At 66.4% G+C, this 23340-nt stretch carries 23 protein-coding genes; 4 read left to right on the top strand and 19 right to left on the bottom strand.

Translation table 11 applies throughout. From position 1 onward, the window contains the following. Window positions 1-125: 125 nt before the first annotated feature. From G5A46_RS04400 to G5A46_RS04410, 3 genes are all read left to right on the top strand, one after another. On the top strand, window positions 126-413 hold the full coding sequence (locus G5A46_RS04400) for a hypothetical protein (RefSeq protein WP_163847674.1): 288 nt from the start codon (window positions 126-128) through the stop codon (window positions 411-413). Further along, on the top strand, window positions 385-1089 hold the full coding sequence (locus G5A46_RS04405) for a hypothetical protein (RefSeq protein ID WP_163847676.1): 705 nt from the start codon (window positions 385-387) through the stop codon (window positions 1087-1089). Before G5A46_RS04400 ends, G5A46_RS04405 begins: the two co-directional genes overlap by 29 nt. 142 nt (window positions 1090-1231) lie before the next feature. Next, window positions 1232-1903, top strand: a complete 672-nt coding sequence (locus G5A46_RS04410; protein WP_163847677.1) for a GntR family transcriptional regulator — start codon at window positions 1232-1234, stop codon at window positions 1901-1903. Between the two features lie 203 nt (window positions 1904-2106). On the opposite strand, the gene G5A46_RS04415 is transcribed toward G5A46_RS04410, so the two are convergent. The 6 genes from G5A46_RS04415 to G5A46_RS04440 form a co-directional block, all read right to left on the bottom strand. After that, window positions 2107-2976: a dioxygenase family protein gene (locus tag G5A46_RS04415; protein ID WP_163847679.1), complete on the bottom strand. Its 870-nt coding sequence runs from the start codon at window positions 2974-2976 to the stop codon at window positions 2107-2109. A 28-nt stretch (window positions 2977-3004) separates the two neighbouring features. Next, window positions 3005-4309 carry a TRAP transporter large permease gene (locus G5A46_RS04420; RefSeq protein ID WP_163847681.1) on the bottom strand — a complete coding sequence of 435 codons (1305 nt, stop codon included), beginning with the start codon at window positions 4307-4309 and terminating at the stop codon, window positions 3005-3007. Continuing rightward, on the bottom strand, window positions 4306-4827 hold the full coding sequence (locus G5A46_RS04425; RefSeq protein ID WP_163847683.1) for a TRAP transporter small permease subunit: 522 nt from the start codon (window positions 4825-4827) through the stop codon (window positions 4306-4308). The genes G5A46_RS04420 and G5A46_RS04425 overlap by 4 nt, the downstream gene beginning before the upstream one ends. A 13-nt stretch (window positions 4828-4840) precedes the next feature. Further along, window positions 4841-5929 carry a C4-dicarboxylate TRAP transporter substrate-binding protein gene (locus tag G5A46_RS04430; RefSeq protein WP_163847685.1) on the bottom strand — a complete coding sequence of 363 codons (1089 nt, stop codon included), beginning with the start codon at window positions 5927-5929 and terminating at the stop codon, window positions 4841-4843. A gap of 116 nt (window positions 5930-6045) precedes the next feature. Beyond that, window positions 6046-6717 (bottom strand): malonic semialdehyde reductase, encoded by a 672-nt coding sequence (locus G5A46_RS04435; RefSeq protein WP_163847687.1) that lies wholly within the window; start codon window positions 6715-6717, stop codon window positions 6046-6048. Then, window positions 6714-7589: a fumarylacetoacetate hydrolase family protein gene (locus G5A46_RS04440; RefSeq protein ID WP_163847689.1), complete on the bottom strand. Its 876-nt coding sequence runs from the start codon at window positions 7587-7589 to the stop codon at window positions 6714-6716. Before G5A46_RS04440 ends, G5A46_RS04435 begins: the two co-directional genes overlap by 4 nt. Before the next feature lie 91 nt (window positions 7590-7680). Here G5A46_RS04440 and G5A46_RS04445 point away from each other — a divergent pair, with 91 nt between their 5' ends. Further along, window positions 7681-8067, top strand: a complete 387-nt coding sequence (locus G5A46_RS04445; RefSeq protein WP_163847691.1) for a YciI family protein — start codon at window positions 7681-7683, stop codon at window positions 8065-8067. Window positions 8068-8094: 27 nt separating this feature from the next. Here G5A46_RS04445 and G5A46_RS04450 read toward each other — a convergent pair whose 3' ends face one another. The 13 genes from G5A46_RS04450 to G5A46_RS04510 form a co-directional block, all read right to left on the bottom strand. Beyond that, a complete protein-coding gene (locus tag G5A46_RS04450; RefSeq protein WP_163847693.1) occupies window positions 8095-8556 on the bottom strand; it encodes a PaaI family thioesterase in 462 nt (153 codons plus the stop codon). 123 nt (window positions 8557-8679) lie between these two features. Next, the gene (locus G5A46_RS04455) at window positions 8680-9861 is read right to left on the bottom strand and encodes an ABC transporter substrate-binding protein (RefSeq protein ID WP_163847695.1); all 1182 of its coding nucleotides are present in this window, start codon (window positions 9859-9861) and stop codon (window positions 8680-8682) included. A gap of 20 nt (window positions 9862-9881) precedes the next feature. Beyond that, window positions 9882-11708, bottom strand: coding sequence for an AMP-dependent synthetase/ligase (locus tag G5A46_RS04460; protein ID WP_163847697.1), 1827 nt, complete (start codon window positions 11706-11708; stop codon window positions 9882-9884). After that, window positions 11699-12463: an ABC transporter ATP-binding protein gene (locus G5A46_RS04465; RefSeq protein ID WP_163847699.1), complete on the bottom strand. Its 765-nt coding sequence runs from the start codon at window positions 12461-12463 to the stop codon at window positions 11699-11701. The genes G5A46_RS04460 and G5A46_RS04465 overlap by 10 nt, the downstream gene beginning before the upstream one ends. Before the next feature lie 3 nt (window positions 12464-12466). Further along, window positions 12467-13234 (bottom strand): ABC transporter ATP-binding protein, encoded by a 768-nt coding sequence (locus G5A46_RS04470; RefSeq protein ID WP_163847701.1) that lies wholly within the window; start codon window positions 13232-13234, stop codon window positions 12467-12469. After that, a complete protein-coding gene (locus tag G5A46_RS04475) occupies window positions 13231-14307 on the bottom strand; it encodes a branched-chain amino acid ABC transporter permease (protein ID WP_163847703.1) in 1077 nt (358 codons plus the stop codon). The genes G5A46_RS04470 and G5A46_RS04475 overlap by 4 nt, the downstream gene beginning before the upstream one ends. A 4-nt stretch (window positions 14308-14311) precedes the next feature. Continuing rightward, the gene (locus tag G5A46_RS04480) at window positions 14312-15190 is read right to left on the bottom strand and encodes a branched-chain amino acid ABC transporter permease (protein ID WP_163847705.1); all 879 of its coding nucleotides are present in this window, start codon (window positions 15188-15190) and stop codon (window positions 14312-14314) included. Between the two features lie 63 nt (window positions 15191-15253). After that, window positions 15254-16231 carry an NAD(P)H-dependent flavin oxidoreductase gene (locus tag G5A46_RS04485; RefSeq protein ID WP_204318688.1) on the bottom strand — a complete coding sequence of 326 codons (978 nt, stop codon included), beginning with the start codon at window positions 16229-16231 and terminating at the stop codon, window positions 15254-15256. Further along, window positions 16228-17721, bottom strand: a complete 1494-nt coding sequence (locus G5A46_RS04490) for a class I adenylate-forming enzyme family protein (protein ID WP_163847708.1) — start codon at window positions 17719-17721, stop codon at window positions 16228-16230. Before G5A46_RS04490 ends, G5A46_RS04485 begins: the two co-directional genes overlap by 4 nt. Continuing rightward, the gene (locus G5A46_RS04495; RefSeq protein ID WP_163847710.1) at window positions 17718-18941 is read right to left on the bottom strand and encodes a thiolase family protein; all 1224 of its coding nucleotides are present in this window, start codon (window positions 18939-18941) and stop codon (window positions 17718-17720) included. Before G5A46_RS04495 ends, G5A46_RS04490 begins: the two co-directional genes overlap by 4 nt. Beyond that, the gene (gene paaN / locus G5A46_RS04500; RefSeq protein ID WP_163847712.1) at window positions 18938-20665 is read right to left on the bottom strand and encodes a phenylacetic acid degradation protein PaaN; all 1728 of its coding nucleotides are present in this window, start codon (window positions 20663-20665) and stop codon (window positions 18938-18940) included. The genes G5A46_RS04495 and paaN overlap by 4 nt, the downstream gene beginning before the upstream one ends. A gap of 2 nt (window positions 20666-20667) precedes the next feature. Then, complete coding sequence (locus tag G5A46_RS04505; protein ID WP_163847714.1) at window positions 20668-21825, bottom strand: thiolase family protein; 1158 nt, start codon at window positions 21823-21825, stop codon at window positions 20668-20670. Next, window positions 21825-23282, bottom strand: coding sequence for a carotenoid oxygenase family protein (locus G5A46_RS04510; RefSeq protein WP_204318689.1), 1458 nt, complete (start codon window positions 23280-23282; stop codon window positions 21825-21827). The genes G5A46_RS04505 and G5A46_RS04510 overlap by 1 nt, the downstream gene beginning before the upstream one ends. Window positions 23283-23340 lie beyond the last annotated feature (58 nt).

A 23340-nucleotide genomic window follows, 5' to 3' on the forward strand; every position in this document is an offset into this window, starting at 1 on the left:
CGATGTGATCCAACCATGGTCCGGTCGGCCAAAATCGGGCAATATCAGCCCGGCGTTATCCAATAACAGCGCGCCAACCCCCTTGTGTCATTGAATATCCCGCGCCATTGCGACAGGGTCTGAGCATGAGACATCTGTACCCGATCCTTGCCGCCCTGACCCTTCTGGCCGCCGGCACCAGCACCGCCCAGGCCGCCTGCTATGCCGATTACAAGGCAAAGCGCGCGACCCCTTACGGCCTGCATTACGGGGTGATGCAGGTCTCCGCCTGCGACCGCTCTGGCGCAACGTCGGAACTGCGCGGCAGGCTTGCGTCCGCCGGCTGGACATTGCTGAATGTGGTCTCGGTCTTCGACGAGTCCGGCCTGGCGTCAAGGAGGGCAAATGCAGGAGCCTACTACCTTCGCTTCTGATGCGCGGCGCAGCGGGACGCGCACGGTGGTCATCGGGATGGGCGCCGTGGTGGCGATCCTGGCCGTGGCGGCCGTGTTCCTGTTCCTGAACCTGCCCGACGCCAATGCGTTCAACGCCCGCGTGGAGCGGATCTTTGTCGAGAACGACACTCTGACCACCCAGGCCGAAGTCACGCTTCTGACCATTCTGGCGCAATCGGGCACGGCGTTTTCGGAAACGCTGGCCAGTTACCGGATGGTGATTTTCGTGCTGCTGGTCTTTGCCACCGCGCTGCTGCTGGCGGCGCTGGCATTTCTGGTCATGCTGATTTCGATGAACCGCAGGCTGGCGCAGATCGAACGCGCCGGGATCGAGGTGAATTCCCTGCTGATCTCCCGCGATGAGAAGATGGTGTATCTGAACAACCTTGGCTTCAAGCTGACCGATAGCGCATTGGAAACCCTGTCGGTTCTGGCCGAAGCGCGTCTGGATGACGAAGTCCTGTCCGGCGTCCAGATCGAGGCGGTGATCACCGGCCGGTCCGAACTGGAATGTGAGGAAGCCTCCGGCGCGACCCGGATCAAGCGGTTGCGCGACACGCTGGGCAACCAGCTGGTCAGCGAATTGCTGGTGCGCAACATCGCGCGGCGCGGCTATACGCTGGCGGTGGGCAAGGATGTGATCCGAGTCATGTGATCATTGTCGATTTTTCGAAATACCGGGAGATTTGATCGATGAAATGCCCGAAATCTTGAGTTGAGGCCGGAGAAACTTGCCCGCCGCTCGATCAACCTGCTATAAATTCCCCAAATAATCGATAATACCGGGGGAATTCAGCATGACGGTAGGGACATCAGGCGCGGACGGCTCTGCCACGCAGCGGGCCTATTACAGGTTGCGCCAGATGATCGTGACCGGCGTATTGCAACCCGGTGAAAAGCTGAAGATCGACGGATTGCGGCAGCGGCTGGACACTGGCGCCTCACCGATCCGCGAAGCGCTGAGCCTGCTGACCTCCGACTACCTGGTTGAACGGATCGACCAGCGCGGTTTTCGCACAGCCGAGACAAGCTCCCAGAATTTCACCGAAATCCTGATGCTGCGCAGCACGCTGGAGGATCTTGCCCTGCGTGAAAGCATCTCCCGCGCGACGCAGGAATGGGAAGAGGGGATCGTCCTGGCCCATCACCGTGTGCAGCGCGCCAAGGCCACCGGCGCCGAGGATTTCGAGGAACATCACAAGCAGTTTCACATGGCCCTGCTGGCCAATGCGCAATCGCCGATCCTGCTGAAATTCTGCTCGCAGCTTTACGATTTGAACATACGTTACAGGTACCTTGCCGGCAGCGCGCTGGATTATCAGCGCCGCGACGTGGCAGAGGAACACGCCGGCATACTGGCGGCAGCCGTGGCGCGGGATGCGGACACGGCCAGTGAACGCCTTTTGAACCATTACCGCCTGACGGGCGCGTTCCTGTCCGGCCTGCTGTCAGGCGCTGCCGCCCAGTAGCAGACGGACACCACTGGTCAGGTCGCCCCCCCTCGGGCCAAGGGGGCCGGGCCCGCCACTGCGGACGCCCGGCGGGTTATGCCCTCGTCTTGCCGCCGAAGCGGGCGCCATCGGGAATGGCAGAACACTTGGGCACAAGGCAGTCGGGGCCTGCCCCCGGCAGGGCACGGGCGCGGCCGCCCGGCCCCATCCCACAGGTGTCGCTACTCCGGCACCAGGACCAGATCGAACCGCACCGCCAGAAAGGCGCCCTCGACCTTGCCGGACAGTTCAAACCCCTCCGCGGGGAAGGATCCGGCGGCGCGATCTTCGTAGCGCATCACCAGGTCTTCCCGCACGCCGAACACCGTGTCCTGATCGAGATAGGGATCGTCCTCCGGGAAAACCTCCGTCACCAGAGTGCGGAACCCGGGCGCCTTGGCAATGAAATGCAGGTGGGAGGGACGCCAGGGATGGCGCCCACAGGCGCGCAGGATATCCCCCACCGGCCCGTCGGAGGGCACGGTATATTCCACCGGCCGCACGGTGGTGAAGCCGTATCGCCCATCGGCCCCGACGGTCTGCAACCCGTGAAAGGAATAGGTCTCCTGCTCCGGGTCCTGGCTGGAATACAGCCCGTTGGGCGCGGTCTGCCAGATGTCCAGCTCGGCCCCGGCGACGGGATTGCCCTGCGGATCGCGCACCGTGCCCTCCACCAGCAGGACCGGATCGGACCGGTCGCCCCGCAGGTCGCCCCCCATCGGCAACGGCGGGGAGCCGGAGATGTGGAACGGTCCCAGCACCGAGGACGACGTCCCCTCCCCGCTGCTGTGCAGCATATCGACCAGCGAAGACAGGCCCAGCACGTCGGACAGCAGCACGAACTCGTGCCGCTCCGCATCCGAAATCTCTCCGGCGCGCTCCAGGAAGGCGATGCCGGTGTTCCATTCCGCATGGGTCAGGTTCACCTCCCGTGCAAAGGCATGAAGATGGCGAACCAGGCTGCCCAGAACCTCCCGCAGGCGCGGATCGGTTTCGGGGCCCATGTAGCTTTGGAACACCTCGGTGATGTTCTCCGGGGTCAGGTTGCGCAACGGATGGCTCCTTCAGAGTTTGGGCGGATCACAAGATCGCAAGGCTCAGGCCGGGGAAGCGGATCAGCACGACCAGCACAAGCAGCATGACAAAGGCAAAGGGCAGCGCGCCCAGGAAGACGTCCTTCAGGCTGATCCGGTCGTCGTCCAGTGTCGCCTTGATGACGAAACAGCTTAACCCAAGCGGCGGGGTCAGCAGGCCGATTTCGGCGGCCACCACGGAGATGATGCCGAACCACACCAGGCTCAGCCCCATCGGTTCGATCAGCGGCAGGAACAGCGGCACCACGATCAGGATGATCGAGGACGTGTCCAGGATTGTGCCCAGGAACAGCATCAGCACCACGTAGATCACCATGATCCAGGCAAAACCCAGCTGCGCCTCACGCAGGATGTCGGACAATTCGTTGGGCAATCCCGCGATCCCCAGCATCCGCGCATACATGGACGCGGCGGTGATCAGGAACAGGATCGCGGCCGTGATGTGCCCCGTTTCCAGCAGCGCCTCCCAGAACCCCCGCCAGGTCATCCGGCGCCGCGCCACGGCGATGATCAGGCCCAGAAGCGACCCGGCGGCACCGGCCTCCACCGGGGTGGTCCACCCGGCATAAAGCCCACCCAGCACCACGAGGATCAGGCCCAGAATCGGCAGGCTGCGGGCCGCGATCTCGCCCCAGCCCATCAACGTGGCGTCATGCACCAGGCGTCCGCCGACAAAGCCGGGCGTGAACCGGCCCATCAGCCAGATCGCACCCACGTAAGCGGCCGCCAGCAGCAGCCCCGGCACCACCCCCGCCAGGAACATCGCTCCCACGGATTGTTCAGCCACGAAGGCATAGATGATCAGCATGGCCGAGGGCGGAATGATCATGCCCAGAACCGAGGACCCGGCCACCACCCCAACGGCAAAGCGCGGGTTGTAGTCGTGTTTCAACATCTCCGGCACCGACATCTTGGAAAACACCGAAGCGGAGGCGATCGACGACCCGGTGACGGCGGCGAAGACGGCATTCGCCCCCACGGTCGCCATGCCGATGCCGCCCGTCACCCGCCGGAATGCCTGGTTGAGGACGGTATAGACATCCGCCCCGATCCCGGCCTTTGACACCACCAACCCCATGAAGGTGAACAGCGGTATCGTGGCAAAGGTATAGGACATCGCGCTGTCGCCAATGGCGATTTTCAGCAACGCAAAGGACAGGTCCATGTTCTCCCGCATCAGCCATATCGCGCCAAAGCTGACGACACCCAGGGCTATGGGGATATAGACGCCCAGGTAGATCAGAACGATGATCGCCGCGATGGAGGCAAGGCCGATTTCCATTGGCGTCATTTTGCGGTGTCCGTCTCGTTGGACCCGGTGCCGGGCCGGGTGAAGATGTGAAGAAGAAAGTGCACCATGCACAGGCAGGCGCTGGCAAAGATCACCAGCTTGATCGGCCACCACGGCGCGGTGAACACGCCCTGCACGCCGAAATAGTCGCGGCTTTCCCACATCGCCAGGAATTCGGGCCACATGGTCCAGGCGACAAGCGCCATGAAGATGGCGCCCGTCAGGTCTATGGCGCCCGCCAGCCCTTTCCAGGCGCGGGGGCGACTGTGGCGGACAAAGCCCAGAAACCCGTCCGACCGTGTCAGCCGACCGACGCGGATCACGTCGGGCAATTGCAGGAACACGATCAGCACCATCGCGAATTGCACCACCTCCACCGCGCCCAGGAAGGGGCGGTTGAACAAGCTGCGGGCGAGGATATCGTAATTGACCACCGCGATCAGAGCGATGACGACCAGGGTGCCGGCGGCATTCGCGGCAATGGCGATGCCGCCGGCAAGTCGTGCGAACAGGGTCATCGGGCCCGCCGGATCAGTTGCTGGCGGCCGAGGCAGCCCAGTCGCGCACCGGTTCGAACCCGGCGTCGCGCAGCTTGCCCATGTAGGCGATCAGCATCTCGTTGCCGGCACCACCATTGTCGGTCACGTCAGCGGCCCATTCGGCGGCGATGTCGGGCATCCCGTCAGCCCATGCCTGGCGCTGCGCGTCGCTCAGCGCAACGATGGTCCCGCCCGCATCGACAAAGGCCTGCCGACTGGCGGCGGCGCGGTCCATGGCGATACCTGCGACGTGGTCACGATAGGCCACGGCGACCTCTTGAAGGGCGGTCTTCACCTCGTCCGGCAACTTGTTCCAGTAGTCCTTGTTCACCGTGACCGTCTTGGTGTTCACGGCGCCCAGATTGGCCTCCAGCATGTAGGGTGCAACCTCCGCGATCTTGAACGTCGCGGCGGCCTCGGGCCAGAGCATGGCGTGATCCACCAGCCCGGTCTGCAACATGTTGTAGAAATCGGTCAGCCCGCCGCGCACACCCGCGACACCGTCGATCCCTTCGAGGTAACGCAGATTGAGACCGGCGCCTGCGACCTTGGTCCCCTGAAGATCGGACAGGCCATTGACCTGCGATTTGGAAAACAGCTGATACGTGTCAAGCACCACACCGGTGGCCAGATAGACCTGGTTCTGCTTGTCGAATTCCTGCTGCATGGCGGGGTATTCGCGGGCGATCTCGTCCACGGCACGGGCCACGGCACGGGCATCGGCGGCGACAAAGGGGGTCGCTGCGGCGATCGCCTGGCTGGGCAGCTTGGAGCCGTGGAAAATCGTCGTGACGATGCCGATATCTCCCAGCCCGAGCTTCACCCCTTCCAGAACGCCCTTGGGCTTCACGATTGTGCCGCCGTAGCTTTCCTGCCAATCCATCTGGTAGGTGCCGGTCTCGGCCAGGCGCTTGTCGACCTCGGGGATAAAGAAGTTGGTGAACTCCTGCACCCACAGCGCACGTGCCGGATAGCCGTCGATCACGACAGCCTTGATCGTTTCCTGTGCCAGGGCGGGCATAGCCGTGGCCCCGGCGATCAGCGCGGCCGCGACGGTGCGGCGCGTAAGTTTTGCAAACATGTGTTTCCTCCCTAATGGCCTGGTTCTGTCAGGCTCTCTACTCCCGGTGCGGGGCCCGACAGGGCAGTTCCCGTGACGGGTCCTGGTTCGGGACGGCACCTCCCTGCCGCCCGTCGTCATGAAATCTTGCAGGCCTCCTCGAATGTGAAACGCGGCAATCTGGGAAACAGTGCAGCCGGATCGGCATGGCCGAGGTTGCACAGAAAATTCGATTTCCAACCGTTGTCGGCAAAGAACTCCTGGTCCACGATCTCGTTGGAGAACCCGGACATCGCGCCCACGTCCAGCCCCAGCGCCCGCGCTGCGATCATGAAATAGGCGCCTTGCAGTGTCGAGTTGCGAAAGGCGGTTTCCTCGGCGTAGTCGGGACGGCCCTCGAACAGCGGCTTGCGGTCTTCGTGCGGGAACAGCTTGTCCAGCTGCTGCCAGTACAGCGGATCCCAGGCGATGATCGCGGTCACCGGCGCCGCGCGCATCTTGTCGATATTCTTGGCCTTGAGCGCACGGGCGAGGCGGTCCTTGCCCGCCGGGTCGCGGACAAAGACGAACCGCGCCGGGCTGGTGTTCATGCTGGTCGGACCACGGGCGGTGATCTCGTAGAGGTCCCGCAGGGTGGCATCGCTGACCGGGCGGTCGGTCCAGGCGTAATGCGATCGCGCATCGCGCAGGATCACGTCGATGGAGGCATCGTCCAGCCGCGCCTTGCGCGCTCGAAGGGCCAGCACATCTGCCTGCGCGCGGGCGCGGGCGTCCTCCGCCGGGGGGGTAACAGGGGCCTGCGCCGTCATTCCGCCGCCTGCCGGGTCTGGTCGCCCTCGTCGGTGACCGGGCTGGCGCAGATGCCCAGCTTTTCGATCTCCACTTCCACGGTCTCGCCGGGGCGCAGCCAGCGCGGGCCGGGTTTCTTGGCGTGACCGACGCCCGGCGGGGTGCCCAGCGCGATGTGATCACCCGGCTGCAACGTGGTATAGCCCGATATGATGGCGATGGCCTGTGCCACGCCCCAGATCATGTTGCCGGTGTTGGAGGATTGCAGGATCTCGCTGCCAACGCGGCTTTCGATCTTCAGTCCCGCCGCCCCTTGGGGCAGATCCTCGGGCGTGACGACCACCGGGCCGATGGCCCCGGTATTGTCGAAATTCTTGCCCGGCGTCCATTGATGGGTCTTGCGCTGGTAGTCCCGTACGGAACCGTCGTTGAAGATCGTGTAACCGAAGACATGGTCCAGGGCGTCGGCTTCGGCGATGTGGCGCCCGCCTTTGCCGATGATCACCATCAGCTCCGCTTCGTAGTCCAGCTGCTCGGAACAGGCGGGGCGGACCATGGGTGCCCCCGCCGCCATGACAGAGCTGCGCCCACGCATGAACAGCGCCGGGTAATCGGGGATGTCGTAGCCCCCCTCGCGGATATGCTCGACATAGTTCAGGCCCAGGCAGATGATCGTGCCGGGCGCGGTGACCGGCAAGGCCGGGGTGATCGCGACGATGTCCAGGGCCGGCCCCTCTGCCGCGGCAGCCTGCGCCATCAGGGCGGGCAGTGCGATCAATGCCGACAGGTCGGTCCCGACATCCGGCAGGGCATCGGTCAGATTGATCGCCCGGTCCCCTTCCACGCGATACACGCCCTGCGCGCCATCCACAGTCCCGACAAGTAAACGCATGAATTCCTCCTGCTTGCTTGACTCGCTTTTTGCCGATAAAACTCCTAACGGTCAACTAAAATCGATTTTAAATTCAGGCGAAGGAAACGAGATGGCGGATTGGGACAGCTACAGGGACGGCGCCCGCAAGCGCGGCGCCCTGGGATGGGAATTGTTCGTGGTGCATTCGGTGCCGACCGCCCCGCCAGAGGAGGTGCAGGCGGTATTGCCCGATCATCTGGCCTATCAATCGCAGCTGGAGGAGGCGGGCACCCTGGTCATGGCCGGCCCGGTCTCGGACGAGACCGGCACCCGTGCCGATGGCATGGGCATGATGATCTACCGCGCCGCATCGCTGGAGGAGGCGACCCGCATCGCCCGGGCCGATCCGATGCATGCACGCGGCGCGCGCAGCTTCGCGATCCGCAAGTGGCTGGTGAACGAGGGGGCGCTGTCGGTGAACCTGCGGCTGTCGGCGCAGGCCGTATCGCTTGGCTGACCGGCGGCAAACGCGGCGCTTCGCCGGCTAACCGGGGCGCCGCACCGAGACGCCGACCGACCCTTCGGCCACGGCCTCCCCTTTGGGTGTGGTGACCAGGACGGAGGCGACCATACGCCGGCCGCTGCGATGGGTCACATGGCCGGTGGCCTGTAGGGTCGGTGTGTCGATGGGCACGGCGGCCAGAAACCGGATGTTGAGATCGGTGGTCAACAGCGTCTCGCCGCGTTGCAGGCAGGTCATCACCGCCCCGCCGCCGGAGATGTCGACCAGCGCCGACAACACCCCGCCATGCACCAGCCCGACGAAATTGGCATGGCCGGGGTCCAGGGTGCAGGTGGCGGTGAACAACCCGTCCTCGCAGGTGTCGGGAATGACGCGCAGCCGGTCCAGAAACCCACCCACCAAGCGCTGGGCCAGCCAGTCGCGGGCCAGCTCCAGGCCGGTCTTCTGCGGATCGAAGCGAAAAGTGGCAGGCTGCACGGTCACGGTCAGGCTCTTTCTATCTGGGAGTGGTTCCATCCGGGGATGGAAAAAATTGGCCGCCGGGGCAGGGACGCGCCCGGCGGCCGTGGTCCGCGCCCACCCCGGCAGGGCAGGCGCGCGACCGGATCATTCGGTGATGTCGTCCGACAGCTTGCGCCATGTGACGTCGTCAACCTGCCAGACCGATGCGACCTCGGGGGCGATATGCCCGTCTGTCAGGGTCAGCGTCTGGTTGCGGAACACCTTGTCCTCGTAGGTGCTGCCCTCCATCGCGGCGGCGAAGGATTCGGCGGTCAGGTCGGGGCCTGCTGCCTCCAGCGCCTGGGCGACCCACATCATCATCATGTAGGAGACGATGCCGCCCTCACTGGGCAGGCCGGGATAATCCTCGGCGAATTGGGCGATCCAGGCCTGGGCCTCCGGCGTTTCGTCATCGCCCGGCAGGTTCCACTGGCCAATGCCATACAGACCGTCCAGCGTGCCCTTGGCCAGCAGCGGCACGACCTGCGACCGACCGGGGATGGAGGTGACGACATCCACGTCCCAATCGCCCCGGCGGATGGTGGTGTAGCTGCCGATCGTCTCCCGCGGGAGGGTCGCCAGAACCACCAGGTCGGCATCGGCGTTGCGCAGCTTGGTCACCTGAGCCGAGAAGTCGAGCGCGCCGGACTTGTAGCTGGCGGTTTCGACCACCTCTGTGCCGGTCGCCTTGGCAGCGGCCTCCACCCCGGCGATGACAGTCTGGCCGAAGGCGTCATCCTGATACAGGATCCCGATCCGCTGGGCGCCCTTTTCAGCGATCAGCCATTCCACCCCGGCCTGCGTCACCCAGCCGTAGTCGGCCACGTAGGTAAAGCTGCGGTCATCGCCGGTCTTGTGAAAGATCTCCGGCACGCCGGTCCAGGGGAACAGGTGCGGCACGCCCATCTTGGCGGCCACCGCATAGCCCGCGGCCGAGGTGCCGGTGCCAAACGGGCTGACAATGGCAAAGACATTGTCCCGTGTCGCCATCTTCTGCACCGCACGCACGGCATTGCCGGGCTGATAGCCGTTATCCTCGACCACCAGGCGCAGCTGGCGGCCATGGATGCCGCCGGCGGCGTTCAGCTCCTTCACCGCGACCTCCAGCCCGGCCACGATGGGGGGCATCCCCGCCGCTGCCGGTCCGGACAGGTCCATATGCGTCCCCAGCACGATTTCGTCGTCGCTGACCCCGCGGGTCTGGGCGCCCGCCTCCGTGGCTTGCAAACCCGCAAGGCCCAGTGCCGCCATGGCCCCGATCAGCGTTCTTCTTCCGATGTGTCTCATCTCCGGTCCTCCCCTTGAGATCATCTTGCGTACATCGCCTCGATCACGTCGCCGTAGCGCTGTTCGATCTTGGCGCGGCGCAGTTTCATCGTCGGCGTCAGTTCCTCGTCCTCGGCGTCCAGTTCCACGTCGATGACGCGGAACTTCTTCACCTTCTCCACCTGGTTCAGGCGGGTGTTGACCTCCTCCATCCACGTGCCGATCAGCTCGGCCACCTTGTCGTTCCGGCACAGGTCGGCATAGTTGGTAAAGGACAGGCCCGTGTCGCGGGCGTGCCGGGCCGTCATTTCGTAATCAATCATCACCAGCGCCGTGACATAGGCCCGCCCGTCACCGATCAGCATCGCGTCGGTCACATAGGGCGAGGTCTTTATCATCGTCTCGATCTTGGAGGGCGTCAGGTTCTTCCCGCCCGAGGTGATCATCACGTCCTTGATCCGTCCGATGATCTTCAGATTGCCGTCCGCGTCGATCTCTCCCTGATCGCCGGTAAGCAGCCAGCCTTGCGGATCGATGGTGCGGGCGGTGTTCTCCGGATCGTTCAGATACCCGCAAAAGACATGCGGGCCACGCACCTGGATCTCCTCGGCCTGGCCGATGCGCATCTCGCCCAGCCGGACACAGGGTCCGGCGGCACGGTGCGGCCCGTCGAGGTTCAGACAGGTCTGGGAGCCACTGGTTTCCGTCATCCCGTACAGTTCGAACAGGTTCACGCCCAGCCCGCGATACCAGTCGATCAGATCGGGAGACACCGGCGCGGCACCCGACATGGCATAGCGGACCTGTCCCATGCCCATCAGCCGCAGCACATTGCGCAGCAGAAGATGGCGGGCGATCGCGCCCTTGATCCGGGCAAGCGGCGGAACCCGCGCCCCGGCCACACGGCCTGCGGGCGGGGTGGCGGCCTGCATCCAGCGCCGCGCCAGCTCATAGACGCGGCGGCTGCTGGGGCGGGCCTCGCTGACCGCCAGTTCCAGCGTGGCATTCACCTTCTCGAAGATGCGGGGCGGGGCAAAGATCAGCGTCGGCTTTACCTCGCGCATGTTCTCCATCAGGGCCGACATGCTTTCCACGAAATGGATGATCATACCGTCAGCCAGCGGGCTGAAGGCCGAAAACGAGCGTTCGGCCACGTGGCACAGCGGCAGGAAACAGACCGAACGGTCGCGCGGCCCTGTGTCGTAGCTTTCGTGCCAGGCCTGCACCTGGGCCAGCATGTTGGCATGGCTGATCATCGCCCCCTTGGGGTCGCCCGTGGTGCCGGAGGTATAGATCAGGATGGCGATGTGATCGGCGCTCAGCCCGTCCAGCAGGCGATCGGGCAGGCCGGGATCGCGGGCCAGCAGCTCGGCGCCCTGGGCCAGGAAATCCTCCCACGGCAGGACGCGGGGATCCTCCAACCGGTCCAGCCCGTCCATGTCGAAGATCACGATGCGGCGCAGCCCGGCAAGTTGAGCGGGATCCGTGGCCTGCAACTTCTCGTATTGCTCCCCACCTTCGACGAACAGGATCGCGCTGCCGCTATGCGACACCTGATAGCCCACCTGCGCGGCCGAGGACGTCGGATAGATCCCCGAGGACATCACCCCACACATCATTGCGGCGAAATCGGCGATCAGCCATTCGGGCCGGTTCTCCGACAGGACAGAGGACGCCGTGCCCGGCCCGATGCCCAGCGCGTGGCAGGCGGCGGCGGCCTGGCAGACCTGACGGTAGTACGCGTCCCAGGTGATCGTCTTCCAGATGCCCAGATCCTTGTGCCGCATGGCCGGACGGCCTTGCCAGTCACCGGCGCGCGCCCTCAGGAAATGCACGAGGGAGGGAAATTGCGAAGTCTCTAGCGCCATACCTTCTTCTTTCTGAAGCGTTTCGCATCGGGCGCGACCGCGCCGTGACCCAGGAAGCTTTCCCGGATCACGTCACTTTGTGTCAGCACCTCGCAGGTGTCGGCCATCACGATCCGGCCCAGTTCCAGCACATAGCCCTTGGTCGTTGCCTCCAGCGCGACGGAGGCGTTCTGCTCCACCACCAGGATGGCCAGCCCGCTGTCGCGGTTGATCTCCGCCAGGACGGAATAGATGATCTCCACGAACCGGGGGCTCAGGCCCAGTGACGGCTCGTCCAGCAGCAGCATTCGCGGCTCCGCCATCACGGCGCGACCGATGGCCACCATCTGCTGTTCCCCGCCCGACAGCATCCCGGCGGGCTTGTCGATCCGTTCGGCAAGACGGGGGAAATAGTGCAGCACCCGGTCCAGGTTGCGGGTGCGGCTGGCGCGCGCCTGGCGGCGATAGGCGCCCAGCTCCAGGTTCTCCCGGACGGACATGAACGGGAACATCTGCCGCCCTTCCGGGCACAGGACCAGCCCCTGCGCCGCCACCGCGTCCGGGCCCAGCCCGGTCAACGGACGATCATCGAAGGTCACCGTGCCGAACCGCGGCTCGACGACCCCGGCAATGGAGTTCAACAGCGTTGTCTTGCCCGCGCCATTGGCGCCCAGCACGCAGACCATTTCGCCGGGATCGACGGCGATGCTGACACCGCGCAGGGCCGGAACCGGGCCGTAGAAGGTTTCAAGGTTGGTGGCTGAAAGGATGCTCATGCTCTATGCCGCCTGTGTACCAAGGTAGCAATCCAGCACGTCGGGATGCGATTGCACCTCGGCCGCCGTGCCCTCGGCAATGGCGGCGCCGGTGTTCATCGCCAGCACCCGGTCCGCCACGCCGCCGACAAGGCCCATGTCATGTTCGATCATCAGGATCGTCATGTTCCGATGGCGCACCATGTCGGTCAGCAGATAGGCCAGTTCGCCCGTTTCCTCCGGCGTCAGGCCAGAGGCCGGTTCATCCAGGATCAGCAGGTCGGGTTGCAGCGCCAGGGCGCGGCCCAGTTCGATCTGCTTGCGCACGCCATAGGCCAGACCCGCCACCACGTGATCGCGCCATTGCCCCAGTTCAAGGTAATCGATCACCTCTTCCACCGCCGCGCGATCGGCCAGCGCCTCGCGCCGGACGGCGGGCAGGAACAGCATTTCCTGCACCAGATTCACCCGCCGGTGCCGGTAACGACCCAACAGCAGGTTCTCCAGTACGGTGGCATGTTCGAACAGCTCGATGTTCTGGAAGGTCCGGGCGATTCCGGCGCGGGCCACCCGGTCGGGCGCCAGCCCGGTGATGTCGCGCCCGTCAAAGGTGACCCGCCCGGAACTGGGCGCGAAAAAGCCCGAGATCGCATTGATCAGCGTGGTCTTGCCCGCGCCGTTGGTGCCGATGATTGCATGGATATGGCCCCGTTCGACGCTGAGGTCGATGGATTTCAGCGCGTGCACGCCGCCAAAGCTTTTCGAAATGCGTTCGGTACGCAGCAAGCTCATTTCACCCTCTCCGATTTCATGTAGCTGCGGGTGCGGGCGAAGGTCTCGCGCCGGTCCAGCGGGAAGGTCCGCAGCCAGGCCGAAACCTTGCGCCAGCGACCGTAAAGGCCCAGCGGTTCGAAGATCACGAACACCACCAGCAGCCCGCCGTAGATCACCAGGTCCGGCCCCGGCTGGTAGGCCAGCGACGGCGGCAGCCACGACTTGATGATCGAGGTGATCTCCGGCAGCCAGCCGATCAGCACCGCGCCCATCACCGCGCCCGAGATGCTGCCCAGCCCGCCAATCACCGCCGCCAGAACGATCTGTAGCGAGAGCATCAGGTTGAACCCTTCAGGGGTCAGATAGACGATGCGATGGGCAAAGAAGGCACCGCCCAGCCCGGTGATCGCGGCGGACATGGTCACCGCCAGCAGCTTCAGCCGCAGCAGGTTCACCCCCAGCGATTGCGCCGCCGGCTCACTGTCGCGGATCGCGATCAGGGCCCGCCCCGAGGCCGAGCGCATCAGGTTCACGCAGACCAGAATGACAGCCAGCAGCGCGGCCAGGCACAGGTAGTAAAAGGCCACCGGCCCTGTCAGCACCACGCCGAACAGCTGCGGATCGGGCACCAGCAGCCCGGCAGGTCCGCCCGTCACCGCGTCCCAGACGACAAAGACATGTTCGATGGCCAGCCCGAAGATCAGCGTGGCGATGCCCAGATACAGCCCCGACAGGCGCAGCGACAGCACGCCCAGGATCAGCCCGGCCAGCCCGGTGATCGCCGTGGCCAGCGCCAGCGCGCCCAGCATCGGCACCCCATGCGACAGCGCCACCGCCTGGGTATAGCCGCCGATCCCGACAAAGGCCGCATGACCCAGCGAGATCAGGCCCGCCATCCCCGCCGCCATCATGAAGCCGACCACGATGATGGCAAAGATCATCACGCTTGCGCTTTCGGTCAGGTAGAAGGTCGGCAGCACCAGCGGCGCGGCCAGCAGCGCGACCAGCGCCACGGCGGCCATCGCCTTGTTCTCGGTCCGGCGGAACAGGCGGATGTCCTGTGTGTAGGAAGTGCGGAAATCGAAATACATCGCGTTACACCCGCTTCATCTGGCCGGCGCCCATCAACCCGCGCGGGAACAGGGCCAGCAGGACAAAGAACGTGGCGTAGACGCACAGTTCACTCAGTTCACTGTCCAGGAAGACGCCGGAGAATTGTTCGATCTGTCCGATCAGCAACCCGCCCAGCAGCGCGCCGGGGATCGAATGGAACCCGCCGATCACGGCCACGATCAGCCCCTTGATCACCACGGTCCACAGGTTGATGTCCACCAGCAGCATCGGTGCCAGCATCAGGCCCGCGGCCCCGGCCACGGCGGCCGACATCACCCAGACCAGAGAGATGTAGCGCCGCACCGGGATCGCCATCAGGTAGGCGGCCAGCTGGTTTTCGGCCACCGCCGTCATCGCCAACCCGGCGCGTGTCCGACGGAAGAACAGGTACAGCGCCGCCACCAGCGCCAGCGTCACCACCAGGATCTGCAAATGCCCGGTGCGGATCGACAGGCCCAGGAACCCCAGGCTGCGGTCGGGCACCAGGCTGTCCAGCGTGCGCTGATCGACGCCCCAGATCAGGAAGACGCCACCGCGCAGCACGAAGGAGATCCCGATGGTCAGCAGAACCTGCGCGAATTGCGGTTGGCCGACGATGCGCTCCATCACCGTGTGATTGATCAGCCCGCCCATCAGCCCGGTCGCCGCGATGGCCAGGATCAGCGCCAGCCACAGCGGCAGGCCCAGCGGCACCGACAGGGTCCAGCCAACAAAGCAGGCGAACATCAGCAGATCGCCCAGGGCGAAGTTGATCACTTCGGCCGATTTGTAGGTCAGGACAAAGCCCAACCCGACCAGGGCGTAGATCGCACCGACGGATATCCCGTCCAGCGCCACCTGCAAGATGGTGTCCAATGGCATGTTCGTCCTCTCCCTGTGCCGCGCCGCCCGTCTGCTGCGGGCCGGTCGCGGGATGTCCACCGCTCAGGCGGAATATGCCTTGCGGCGGTCGCTGGTCTTTGCGGCGGGGCGCGCCGGCCCCGTCAGCGCCTGGAACCGTGCGGCGGCGGCGGCGTATTCGCGGGCCAGCGTCTCGACCACCTGGGCCACCGGCTCTTCCTCGCGGCTGCGGCCGACGCCCTGACCGGCGGCCCAGATATCGCGCCAGCGCCTGGCCTGTTCGCCCGAATAGTTCCGAGCCACCGCAGCGCCGGGCGCATCCGGATCATAGCCGCCCGCCCGCAGGCTGTCGCGCAGCCAGGAGGCAGGCGTGCCCGTGATCGCATCGGAGACCACCAGGTCATCCGCCCCGGCCGCGATCACCATGTCCTTGTACCCCTGCTGCGCGCGGCTTTCGCGGGTGGGCAGGAACCGGGTGCCCATGTAGACGGCATCGGCCCCCGCCGCGATCGCCCCGGCCACCCCCGCCCCGTCGGAAATCCCGCCGCCCACGGCGATCAGCCCGTCAAAGAAGTCGCGGATGGCAGAAATGAAGGCAAAGGGCGACAGGTGCCCGGTATGTCCGCCCGCACCCGCGCTGATACAGGCCATGCCGTCCACCCCCGCATCCGCCGCCTTGCGCGCCAGCTTCAGGTTGACGACATCGGCCACCACCTGCCCGCCATAGGATTTCACCACTTCCATCACCGGCCGGGGCGAGCCCAGTGCCGTGATCACCACCGGCGGCTTGTATTCCGCGATCAATGCCAGGTGATCGGGCAGCGCGGCATTGGTGGAATGGGTGATCAGGTTGGCGATCCATGGCCCGTCGCCGGGGCGCAGCGCGCCGGTGATCGTGCCCATCCACGCATCCAGATCGGCGGTGGTGCGGGCGTTCGTCGTGGGAAAGGCGCCCGCGATCCCGGCCTTGCAGGCGGCGATCACCAGTTCGGGTCCGGAGACCAGGAACATCGGTGCGCAGACCACGGGCAGGCGCAGTTGATCGGTGAAATGGCCCGTCATGTCGCGGCCTCCGTCTGGCGGGCGCGGGTGGCGGCGATCACGTCACGGCGCACCACCTTGCCCACGGGATTGCGGGGAAAAGCCTCCAGCAGGTGCAGCGCCTTGGGGGTGCGGACGGGGCCGATGGCCTGCCGCACATGGGCGCGCAAACTGTCCGCGTCGCAGCGGGTGGCATCCATGACCACCGCAGCCTCCAGCCTTTCGCCCCAGACGGGATCGTCAACGCCAAAGGCACAGGCCTCGCTGACAGCGGGGTGATCGGCCAGCGCCCGCTCCACCTCCGCGAGGTAGACGTTGTACCCGCCGGTGATGATCATGTCCTTGGCGCGGCCCACCAGGAACAGCGCGCCGCTGCTGTCGATGCGGCCGATATCCCCGGTCTTCAGCCAGCCGTCATGGCGCGCGGCGGCGGTCTGGTCGGGATCGTCCAGATAGCGCGTGGCCGCCAGGTCACCGCCAGCCAGAACCTCGCCCGTGGCATCGCGGGTGGCGATCTCTCCGCTCTCCGTCAGTACCGCCAGCGGCGTGTCGGGAAAGGCAAAGCCGACGGCGGCGCGCAGCTCCGGCTGCGCCATCTGCGCCGGACGCAGTCCGGCAATGGCCATCGGGGCCTCTGTCTGGCCATAGAGCGTGGACAGCACCGGGCCGAACCTGTCGATGGCGCGGCCGATCGCCTCCGGCGCCATCGGCGCGGCGGAATAGGTGACATGCCGCAGAGCGGGGAAATCGGCGGGGGTGAACTCCGCCTCCTCCATCAGCAGATGGATCAGGGTGGGCGGCAGGAACACAGTGCTGACCCCGCCACGCAGCGCCTTCAGGATCTCGGCCCGGCCGGGATGGCGCAACACGACATGTTGCCCGCCCGCCGCCAGGATCGGCAGCACGTAATGCGACGCCCCATGCGACAGCGGGGCCGCCACCAGGTTCACATCCGCATCTGTCAACTCGTAGAACCAGCGGATCGACGCCAGCGCCCGCAGCGCGCTGCGGTTGGTCTGCACCACCCCCTTGGGCACCCCGGTAGAGCCGCCGGTGAACTTGATCGCGCAGGTCGCCCCCGGATCGCGGTTCGGCGCAGGCAGGGCAGCGGCGGGATCTGGACGGGTGGCGATCAGATCCTCCAGCGCCAGAACGGGGCCATCGCCCTGGCCCAGCGCCGCGCGCGAGGGGGCATCGCAGATCACCAGTGCCAGGCCGGCCCGTGCCCGCAGATCGCCGTTCAGCCCCGCGCCATTGCGCGGGTTCAGGGGCACCCAGACGGCGCCACAGCGCAGGATCGCAAGATAGGCCACAATGTTCTGCCAGGAATTCGCGGCGCACAGCCCGACCCGCGCGCCCGGCGCCAGCCGCGCGGCCAGCAGGCGGGCGGCATCCTCGACCGCGGCGATCAGCGCGCCATGGGTCATGCGGGTATCGCCATCGGTGATCGCCAGGCGCGCGGCCTTGGCCGGCATTCCCTCATATAGCGTGTCTATCGGGTGGCCCGTCATGCCTGCCCCTCCAGAATGGTGACCGCGGTGGCCCCTTCTTCGACGCCCAGAAAGCCGCCGCCGTTTTCCGCAACCCCGATGCGCGCGCCGCTGACCTGACGGGGGCCTGCCTCTCCGCGCAGCTGGGTTGTCAGCTCGAACAGCTGCGCCAGCCCCGTGGCGCCCACGGGATGCCCCTTGGCCAGAAGCCCGCCGGAGGGATTCACCGGCACACGCCCGCCCAGCGTGAAATCCCCCGCCGCCAGCCGCGCGACGGCCCCGCCCGGCGCGGCCAGGCCCAGGTTCTCCACCTGCTGGATCTCGGCATAGGCGGTGGCATCGTGAACCTCCGCAAGGTCGATATCCTCGGGCCCCAGCCCGGCGGCCTCATAGGCCTGCTGCGCCGCGCGGCGGCCGATATGCTGATCGAATGCCGCCGCATCGCGCGGCGTGGTGGAGACCAGCGCACAGGCGCGCAGCCGCACGGACCGGGCCGCGCCCAGCCGGGCCAGCGCCGCGTCGGAACACAGAACCAGCGCCGCCGCGCCATCGCTCACGGGGGCGCACATCGCGCGGGTAAAGGGATCGACGATCGGCTTGTCCGCCAGCACCTGATCCAGAGAGAAGGGCGTGCGATACTGCGCCCGACAGTTCTGCGACCCATGGGTGTGGTTCTTGGCCGCGACACGGGCGAAATCCGCCTGGGTGGTGCCGTATTGCGCCATATGGCGGCGCGCCTGCGCGGCATACAGATCCATGAACAGGCTTCGCCCCGGGCCCGGATCCTCGCCGCCGATGCTGCGGATGTAGTCGATCACCCCGGCGCGGTCATGCACATCCGTGCCTCCGGCAAAGGCGGCGGCGACCTGGTCGGGACGGTCCGGAAACACCATCTTTTCCGCGCCCACCACCAACGCCACATCGGCCATTCCCGCCCGGATGGCGGCCATGGCGCCCCACACCCCGGTCGAGCCGGAGGCACAGGCGTTTTCCACATTGGTCACCGGCAGCCCATGCACCCCCGCCGCACGCAGGGCGATCTGGCCGCGGATGGTGTTCTGCCCCTCCAGCATCTGCTGGCGGGTGTTGGAAAACCACGCCGCATCCAGCGCCTCGGCGCCGATGCCCGCGTCCTGCAGCACCTCGGCCACCACCTGGGCAGTCAGCGTTTTAACGCTGTCCTGCGGGCGCTTGCCGAACCGCGACATCGCCGCGCCGATGATATGCACGCCCGTCGTCATTGCGCGGCGATTTCCACGCGGGCGGGGCGGCGGTTCTGCACGATGCGGAACCGCGAGGCGACAAAGGCCAGATCCGTCAGGCAGGCATTGCCCGCAGGGTTCAGCCCGGTGACGTGGTAATCGCTGTAGGCGGCGGCAAAGTTGATCCACATCGCCCCGGTCAGGTTGATCGACAGATTCGCCCCGGCGGCCAGGTAGCGCGGCTCTGCCGCATCCAGAAACGCCGCATCCGTGGAATAGAGATAGCAGGAGATCGTGCCACGGGTGCGCGCCAGCTCGGTCGCTTCGGCCACGGCGGCCTCTCCGCTGTCGGCGGCCACGATATAGAGAACGGGGCCAAACCGTTCCTCCGCGTAAAGATCGACCTCCGCCGGGGTCACCGCCAGGATCAGCGGCGTCATGGTGCGCGCCTCGGGGAAATCGGGATGATCATAGGGCGCGGCCGGGCGCAGGACGCGCAGGTCGCGGCGCGCGGCTTCTGCCGTCGCGTCGGTGACGACATCCAGGCTGACCTGCCCCTGCACCGCCCCCATGATACCCGCCGCCTGTGCGGGCTGATCGGCGATGGCATCCACCTGGGCCACGATCGCCTGCGCCACCGTGTCGAAACCGGCGTGGCCCGCCGCCGTCGCGATGCCCTCGCGCGGGACATAGATCACCTGCGGGCTGGTGCACATCTGGGCCGAGAACAGGCAGCTGGCCCGCGCGATGGCCCGCGCTGCGTCGTCCAGATCGTCAACCGACTCCACCACCACGGAATTCACCCCGGCGGTTTCGGTGTACAGAAGCTTGCCCACCACGGTCTGTTCCAGATGGCTGCCATAGCGCGGGCTGCCGGTGAAATCGATGATCTGCACCGCCGGATCCGCGACGAAGGCTCCGGCCACGGGGGCCTCGGGCGTGTCGGCGGCCAGGGTGACCAGGTTGGGATCGAACCCGAATTCCGCCAGAACGGCGCGGGCGGTTTCCACCACCAGGGCCATGGGCAGGATGGCAATGGGATGCGGTTTGACGATCACCGGGTTGCCCGTGGCCAGGCTGGCGAACATCGAGGGATAGGCATTCCACGTCGGGAAAGAGGCACAGCAGATCACCAGCCCCAGCCCGCGCGGCACCAGGGTAAAGCGTTTCTCAAGCGCCACGGGCTGGCCGGCGAAATCGCGATGGTAGGTGCCATCGGGGCTGACCGCGCGCATGGCGCGGGCGGCATAGGCCAGCGCCTCGATCCCGCGATCCAGCGCATTGGGGCCCGATCCGCTGAACGCCTGGGTATAGCTTTGCCCCGCCACATGCATGACGGCATGGGCCATTTCGAAGTTGCGGTCGTACATGCGCTGCGCGATCTCCACGCAAAGCGCCAGCCGCAGTTCGGGATCGGCGGCGGCCCAGGCGGGCTGTGCGGCCTGGGCCGCGGCGATCAGCGCCTGCGGGTCGGATCGCGGATAGGTGATGCCCAGCGGCTGCTGCGTGAAGGGCGAGACCTCAGCCCCCACCCAGCCGGTGATACCCGGCTGATCGATGGTGAACCGCGTGTCGCGCCGCGCGGCAAAGGCGGCCTTGCCCGCCGCCGGTTTCTCCGCCCCGTGGATCTTGGAAGACGGGCTGTCGCGGAACGGGCTCCAGGCTTCGCGGGTTTCGGTGGCCGCGATGGCCCGGTCCAGCAGCGGCGCGTGGCGCGCGATCAGGTCGGCGGGCTGGGCGGCGGTCTCTTGGCAGTTGGTCATTGTCACCCTCGGTTCAGTCGTTCGACGATCATGGCGCTGCCAGCACCCTGGGCGCCGGTGGCCACCACCAGCCCCAGACGGCCCTGGCAGGCGTCCAGCGCATCCAGCAGCGAGGACAGCAGAATGGCGCCCGAGGCGCCCAGCGGATGCCCCTTGGCCAGATGGCCACCGCCCACGTTCACGCGGTCGGGATCGGGGGCGCGGTCGCGCAGGAACAGCGCCTGGGTGACGGCAAAGGCCTCCATGAACTCGATCCGGTCCATGTCCTGTAGCCGCAGTCCGGCACGCTCCAGCACCTGGTCCATCGCGTCCACCCCGGCGGTCAGCGAGGCGCCGATATCGCCCCCCGTCTCGGCCCAGGCCAGGATGCGGGCCCGTGGTGCGGCCTCCACCGCGCCCGGTGCGCCCATCAGCGCCAGCGCGGCCCCGTCCGAAGTGGCCGGCGCATGGGCCAGCGTGTGGATCGGCGCGAATTCCTCGTCGCCCAGCGCATCGCGGTATTGTTCGGCCAGGGGGCCGAACACAGGCTCCAGCCCGGCCAGCCCCTCGGCGGTGACGGGGCGCAGGCATTCCTCCCGCTCCAGCCCGTTCAGCGCCAATCGGGAGGCCGTCAGCGCCGTCCCCTCCGCCGCGACAGCCCGCTGGCCCGAGGTCAGGGCGGCGGCATCCAGTTCCGCCCTTGTGACATCGCGCCGCGCGGCCAGCCGGTCGGCGGCCAAGGCCACGGGGATGTAGCGTTGCGGCGGCGCAAAGCTGTCGTCGGTGTAATACTCCGCCCGGTCGCCCATGAAGGGCACGCGGGACATCATCTCGACCCCGCCGGCCAGGGCGCTGCGGGCTGTCCCCGCCTGCACCATCGCCGCCGCCTGCCCCACCGCCGTCAGGCCGGAGACGCAGAAATTGTTCACGCTGATCGTGGCCGTGCGCGCGGGAAGCCCGGCGGCCAGCTTGGCCACCTGTGCGATGTTGCCACCCTGGGCGCCCACCTGCCCGACCGCGCCCAGAACCAGGGCGCAGGGATCGGGTGCGGCGCCGGTGCGGTCGGCGATGCCGGAGGCCAGATCGGCCACCAGCCCCTGCGGCGTTGCGGATGCAAGCCCGCCGTCAGGCCGCGCCTTGCCGCGCGGCCCGCGCAGGGCCTCGTAGATGAGAACGTCCATCAGGCCACCAGTTGATCGCCACGCACCCAGGTGCCGTGGAACCCGGCCGGCACCCGCGCCGGCAACAGCACCCGCGCCACCGGTCCGGCATCGAAATTGCGGGCGTCGATGATCCGTGCCTCCGACGTGCGCGAGGCCTCGTCGGTGACGAAGACGACGACATAGCCGTCATCCTCCCCCTTGGCGCCGATGCGCGGCGCAAAGGCCGGCTCGGAACCATAGACCCCCGGTTCGTACTTGTGTTCGACCGCGTCGCCGGTGATCAGGTCATATTTGATCATGCCGTCGAATTTCTGCAGATCCGTCGGCGCCATGGAGACATGGTAGGACCAGCGCGTCTTCTTGGCGGCGTAATCCAGGTTGATCACCGGGAATTCACCGATCCGGTCGTCCAGCTGGCGCATCTTGATCTCGCCGGTGCGCATGTTCATGCGCCATTCCACCGGCACCGCGTGCAACGCCATGACGTTCACATGCGCCGCGTAGGGGCCGTATTTGGGATCCTTGGCCAGGCCGTTGGGCACCATCTTGCAGGCCGCCATGATGACCTCGTCGCCCTCCTCCCAGGAGTTGATGACGTGGTAGATGTAGCACGGCTCTGTCTCGAACCAGCGGATCTGATCGCCGGTCCCGTTGCGGGGCACCACGCCAAACCGGGCAGGTTCGCCGGAATTGGTGATGTTCCACATGGATTTGCGCATCCCGCTTTCGGAGAAGATCACCGGCAGATCATGCAGGATGGCGTAGTTCTTCGTCAGGCCCATGTCGTGGGGCAGGCGCGGACCGGGCAGTTCGACGCGCTGGAAATTCGTCAGCTCGTTCTTGGCGTTCACCACGCCGAAGGACATCCAGGGCTCGTACAGCGAATAGTCGAAAAAGACGAATTCGCCGGTCTCGGGGTCCACCTTGGAATGCGCGGAGACGTTGCGCGGCAGCTTGCCGCCAAAGCTCTCGTTGCCGATCGTGTCCAAGGTCACCGGGTCGACGCGCACCGGCGTACCCGAGACATACCACAGCGCCATCAGCTGGCCGTTGTGCATGATCACGTCGGTGTTGGCCGTATCCTTGTAGACCTTGTCCGGGCGGTTGCGGTGGGCGGGCAGCATGACGCCCCCGGCTTCCAGCGTGCCGTTCTGCTCGGCGATGAAATCATCGGTGCGGACAAACCGGTTGCGGTATTGCGCCTTGCCGTCCTCGAACAGGATGCCGTGCAGCATCCCGTCGCCGTCGAACCAATGGTGCATGTCGCTGGGCGCGCGGACGGGGTTGGGACCGTTGCGGTAATAGCCGCCGTGCAGGTCTTTGGGGATCTCGCCGATGACCTCAAGGTCCAGGGCGGTCGTCTCCCGGTTGGTGCCTTCGTAGAACCCCTGAAGATAAGGGTTCAGCGTGTTCTCGCCGGTCAGTTCGCCCGCTTCGATACGCACGGGTTCCAGATCTGTCAGCTTGCCATCCATGATGTGCCCTCCCGGATTCGGCCTCTCCTCTTGGCATCAGCCTAGGTTGGTTGGTTTT

It is taken from the genome of Pseudooceanicola aestuarii (assembly GCF_010614805.1).
Lineage (GTDB): Bacteria > Pseudomonadota > Alphaproteobacteria > Rhodobacterales > Rhodobacteraceae > Pseudooceanicola > Pseudooceanicola aestuarii.

Excerpts from the sequence above, each read along its gene's own strand:
- G5A46_RS04400 (WP_163847674.1), top strand. The coding sequence starts at position 126 with ATGAGACATCTGTACCCGATCCTTGCCGCCCTGACCCTTCTGGCCGCC.
- G5A46_RS04405 (WP_163847676.1), top strand. The coding sequence starts at position 385 with ATGCAGGAGCCTACTACCTTCGCTTCTGATGCGCGGCGCAGCGGGACG.
- G5A46_RS04410 (WP_163847677.1), top strand. The coding sequence starts at position 1,232 with ATGACGGTAGGGACATCAGGCGCGGACGGCTCTGCCACGCAGCGGGCC.
- G5A46_RS04420 (WP_163847681.1), bottom strand. The coding sequence starts at position 4,309 with ATGACGCCAATGGAAATCGGCCTTGCCTCCATCGCGGCGATCATCGTT.
- G5A46_RS04425 (WP_163847683.1), bottom strand. The coding sequence starts at position 4,827 with ATGACCCTGTTCGCACGACTTGCCGGCGGCATCGCCATTGCCGCGAAT.
- G5A46_RS04430 (WP_163847685.1), bottom strand. The coding sequence starts at position 5,929 with ATGTTTGCAAAACTTACGCGCCGCACCGTCGCGGCCGCGCTGATCGCC.
- G5A46_RS04435 (WP_163847687.1), bottom strand. The coding sequence starts at position 6,717 with ATGACGGCGCAGGCCCCTGTTACCCCCCCGGCGGAGGACGCCCGCGCC.
- G5A46_RS04440 (WP_163847689.1), bottom strand. The coding sequence starts at position 7,589 with ATGCGTTTACTTGTCGGGACTGTGGATGGCGCGCAGGGCGTGTATCGC.
- G5A46_RS04445 (WP_163847691.1), top strand. The coding sequence starts at position 7,681 with ATGGCGGATTGGGACAGCTACAGGGACGGCGCCCGCAAGCGCGGCGCC.
- G5A46_RS04455 (WP_163847695.1), bottom strand. The coding sequence starts at position 9,861 with ATGAGACACATCGGAAGAAGAACGCTGATCGGGGCCATGGCGGCACTG.
- G5A46_RS04460 (WP_163847697.1), bottom strand. The coding sequence starts at position 11,708 with ATGGCGCTAGAGACTTCGCAATTTCCCTCCCTCGTGCATTTCCTGAGG.
- G5A46_RS04465 (WP_163847699.1), bottom strand. The coding sequence starts at position 12,463 with ATGAGCATCCTTTCAGCCACCAACCTTGAAACCTTCTACGGCCCGGTT.
- G5A46_RS04470 (WP_163847701.1), bottom strand. The coding sequence starts at position 13,234 with ATGAGCTTGCTGCGTACCGAACGCATTTCGAAAAGCTTTGGCGGCGTG.
- G5A46_RS04475 (WP_163847703.1), bottom strand. The coding sequence starts at position 14,307 with ATGTATTTCGATTTCCGCACTTCCTACACACAGGACATCCGCCTGTTC.
- G5A46_RS04480 (WP_163847705.1), bottom strand. The coding sequence starts at position 15,190 with ATGCCATTGGACACCATCTTGCAGGTGGCGCTGGACGGGATATCCGTC.
- G5A46_RS04485 (WP_204318688.1), bottom strand. The coding sequence starts at position 16,231 with ATGACGGGCCATTTCACCGATCAACTGCGCCTGCCCGTGGTCTGCGCA.
- G5A46_RS04490 (WP_163847708.1), bottom strand. The coding sequence starts at position 17,721 with ATGACGGGCCACCCGATAGACACGCTATATGAGGGAATGCCGGCCAAG.
- G5A46_RS04495 (WP_163847710.1), bottom strand. The coding sequence starts at position 18,941 with ATGACGACGGGCGTGCATATCATCGGCGCGGCGATGTCGCGGTTCGGC.
- paaN (WP_163847712.1), bottom strand. The coding sequence starts at position 20,665 with ATGACCAACTGCCAAGAGACCGCCGCCCAGCCCGCCGACCTGATCGCG.
- G5A46_RS04505 (WP_163847714.1), bottom strand. The coding sequence starts at position 21,825 with ATGGACGTTCTCATCTACGAGGCCCTGCGCGGGCCGCGCGGCAAGGCG.
- G5A46_RS04510 (WP_204318689.1), bottom strand. The coding sequence starts at position 23,282 with ATGGATGGCAAGCTGACAGATCTGGAACCCGTGCGTATCGAAGCGGGC.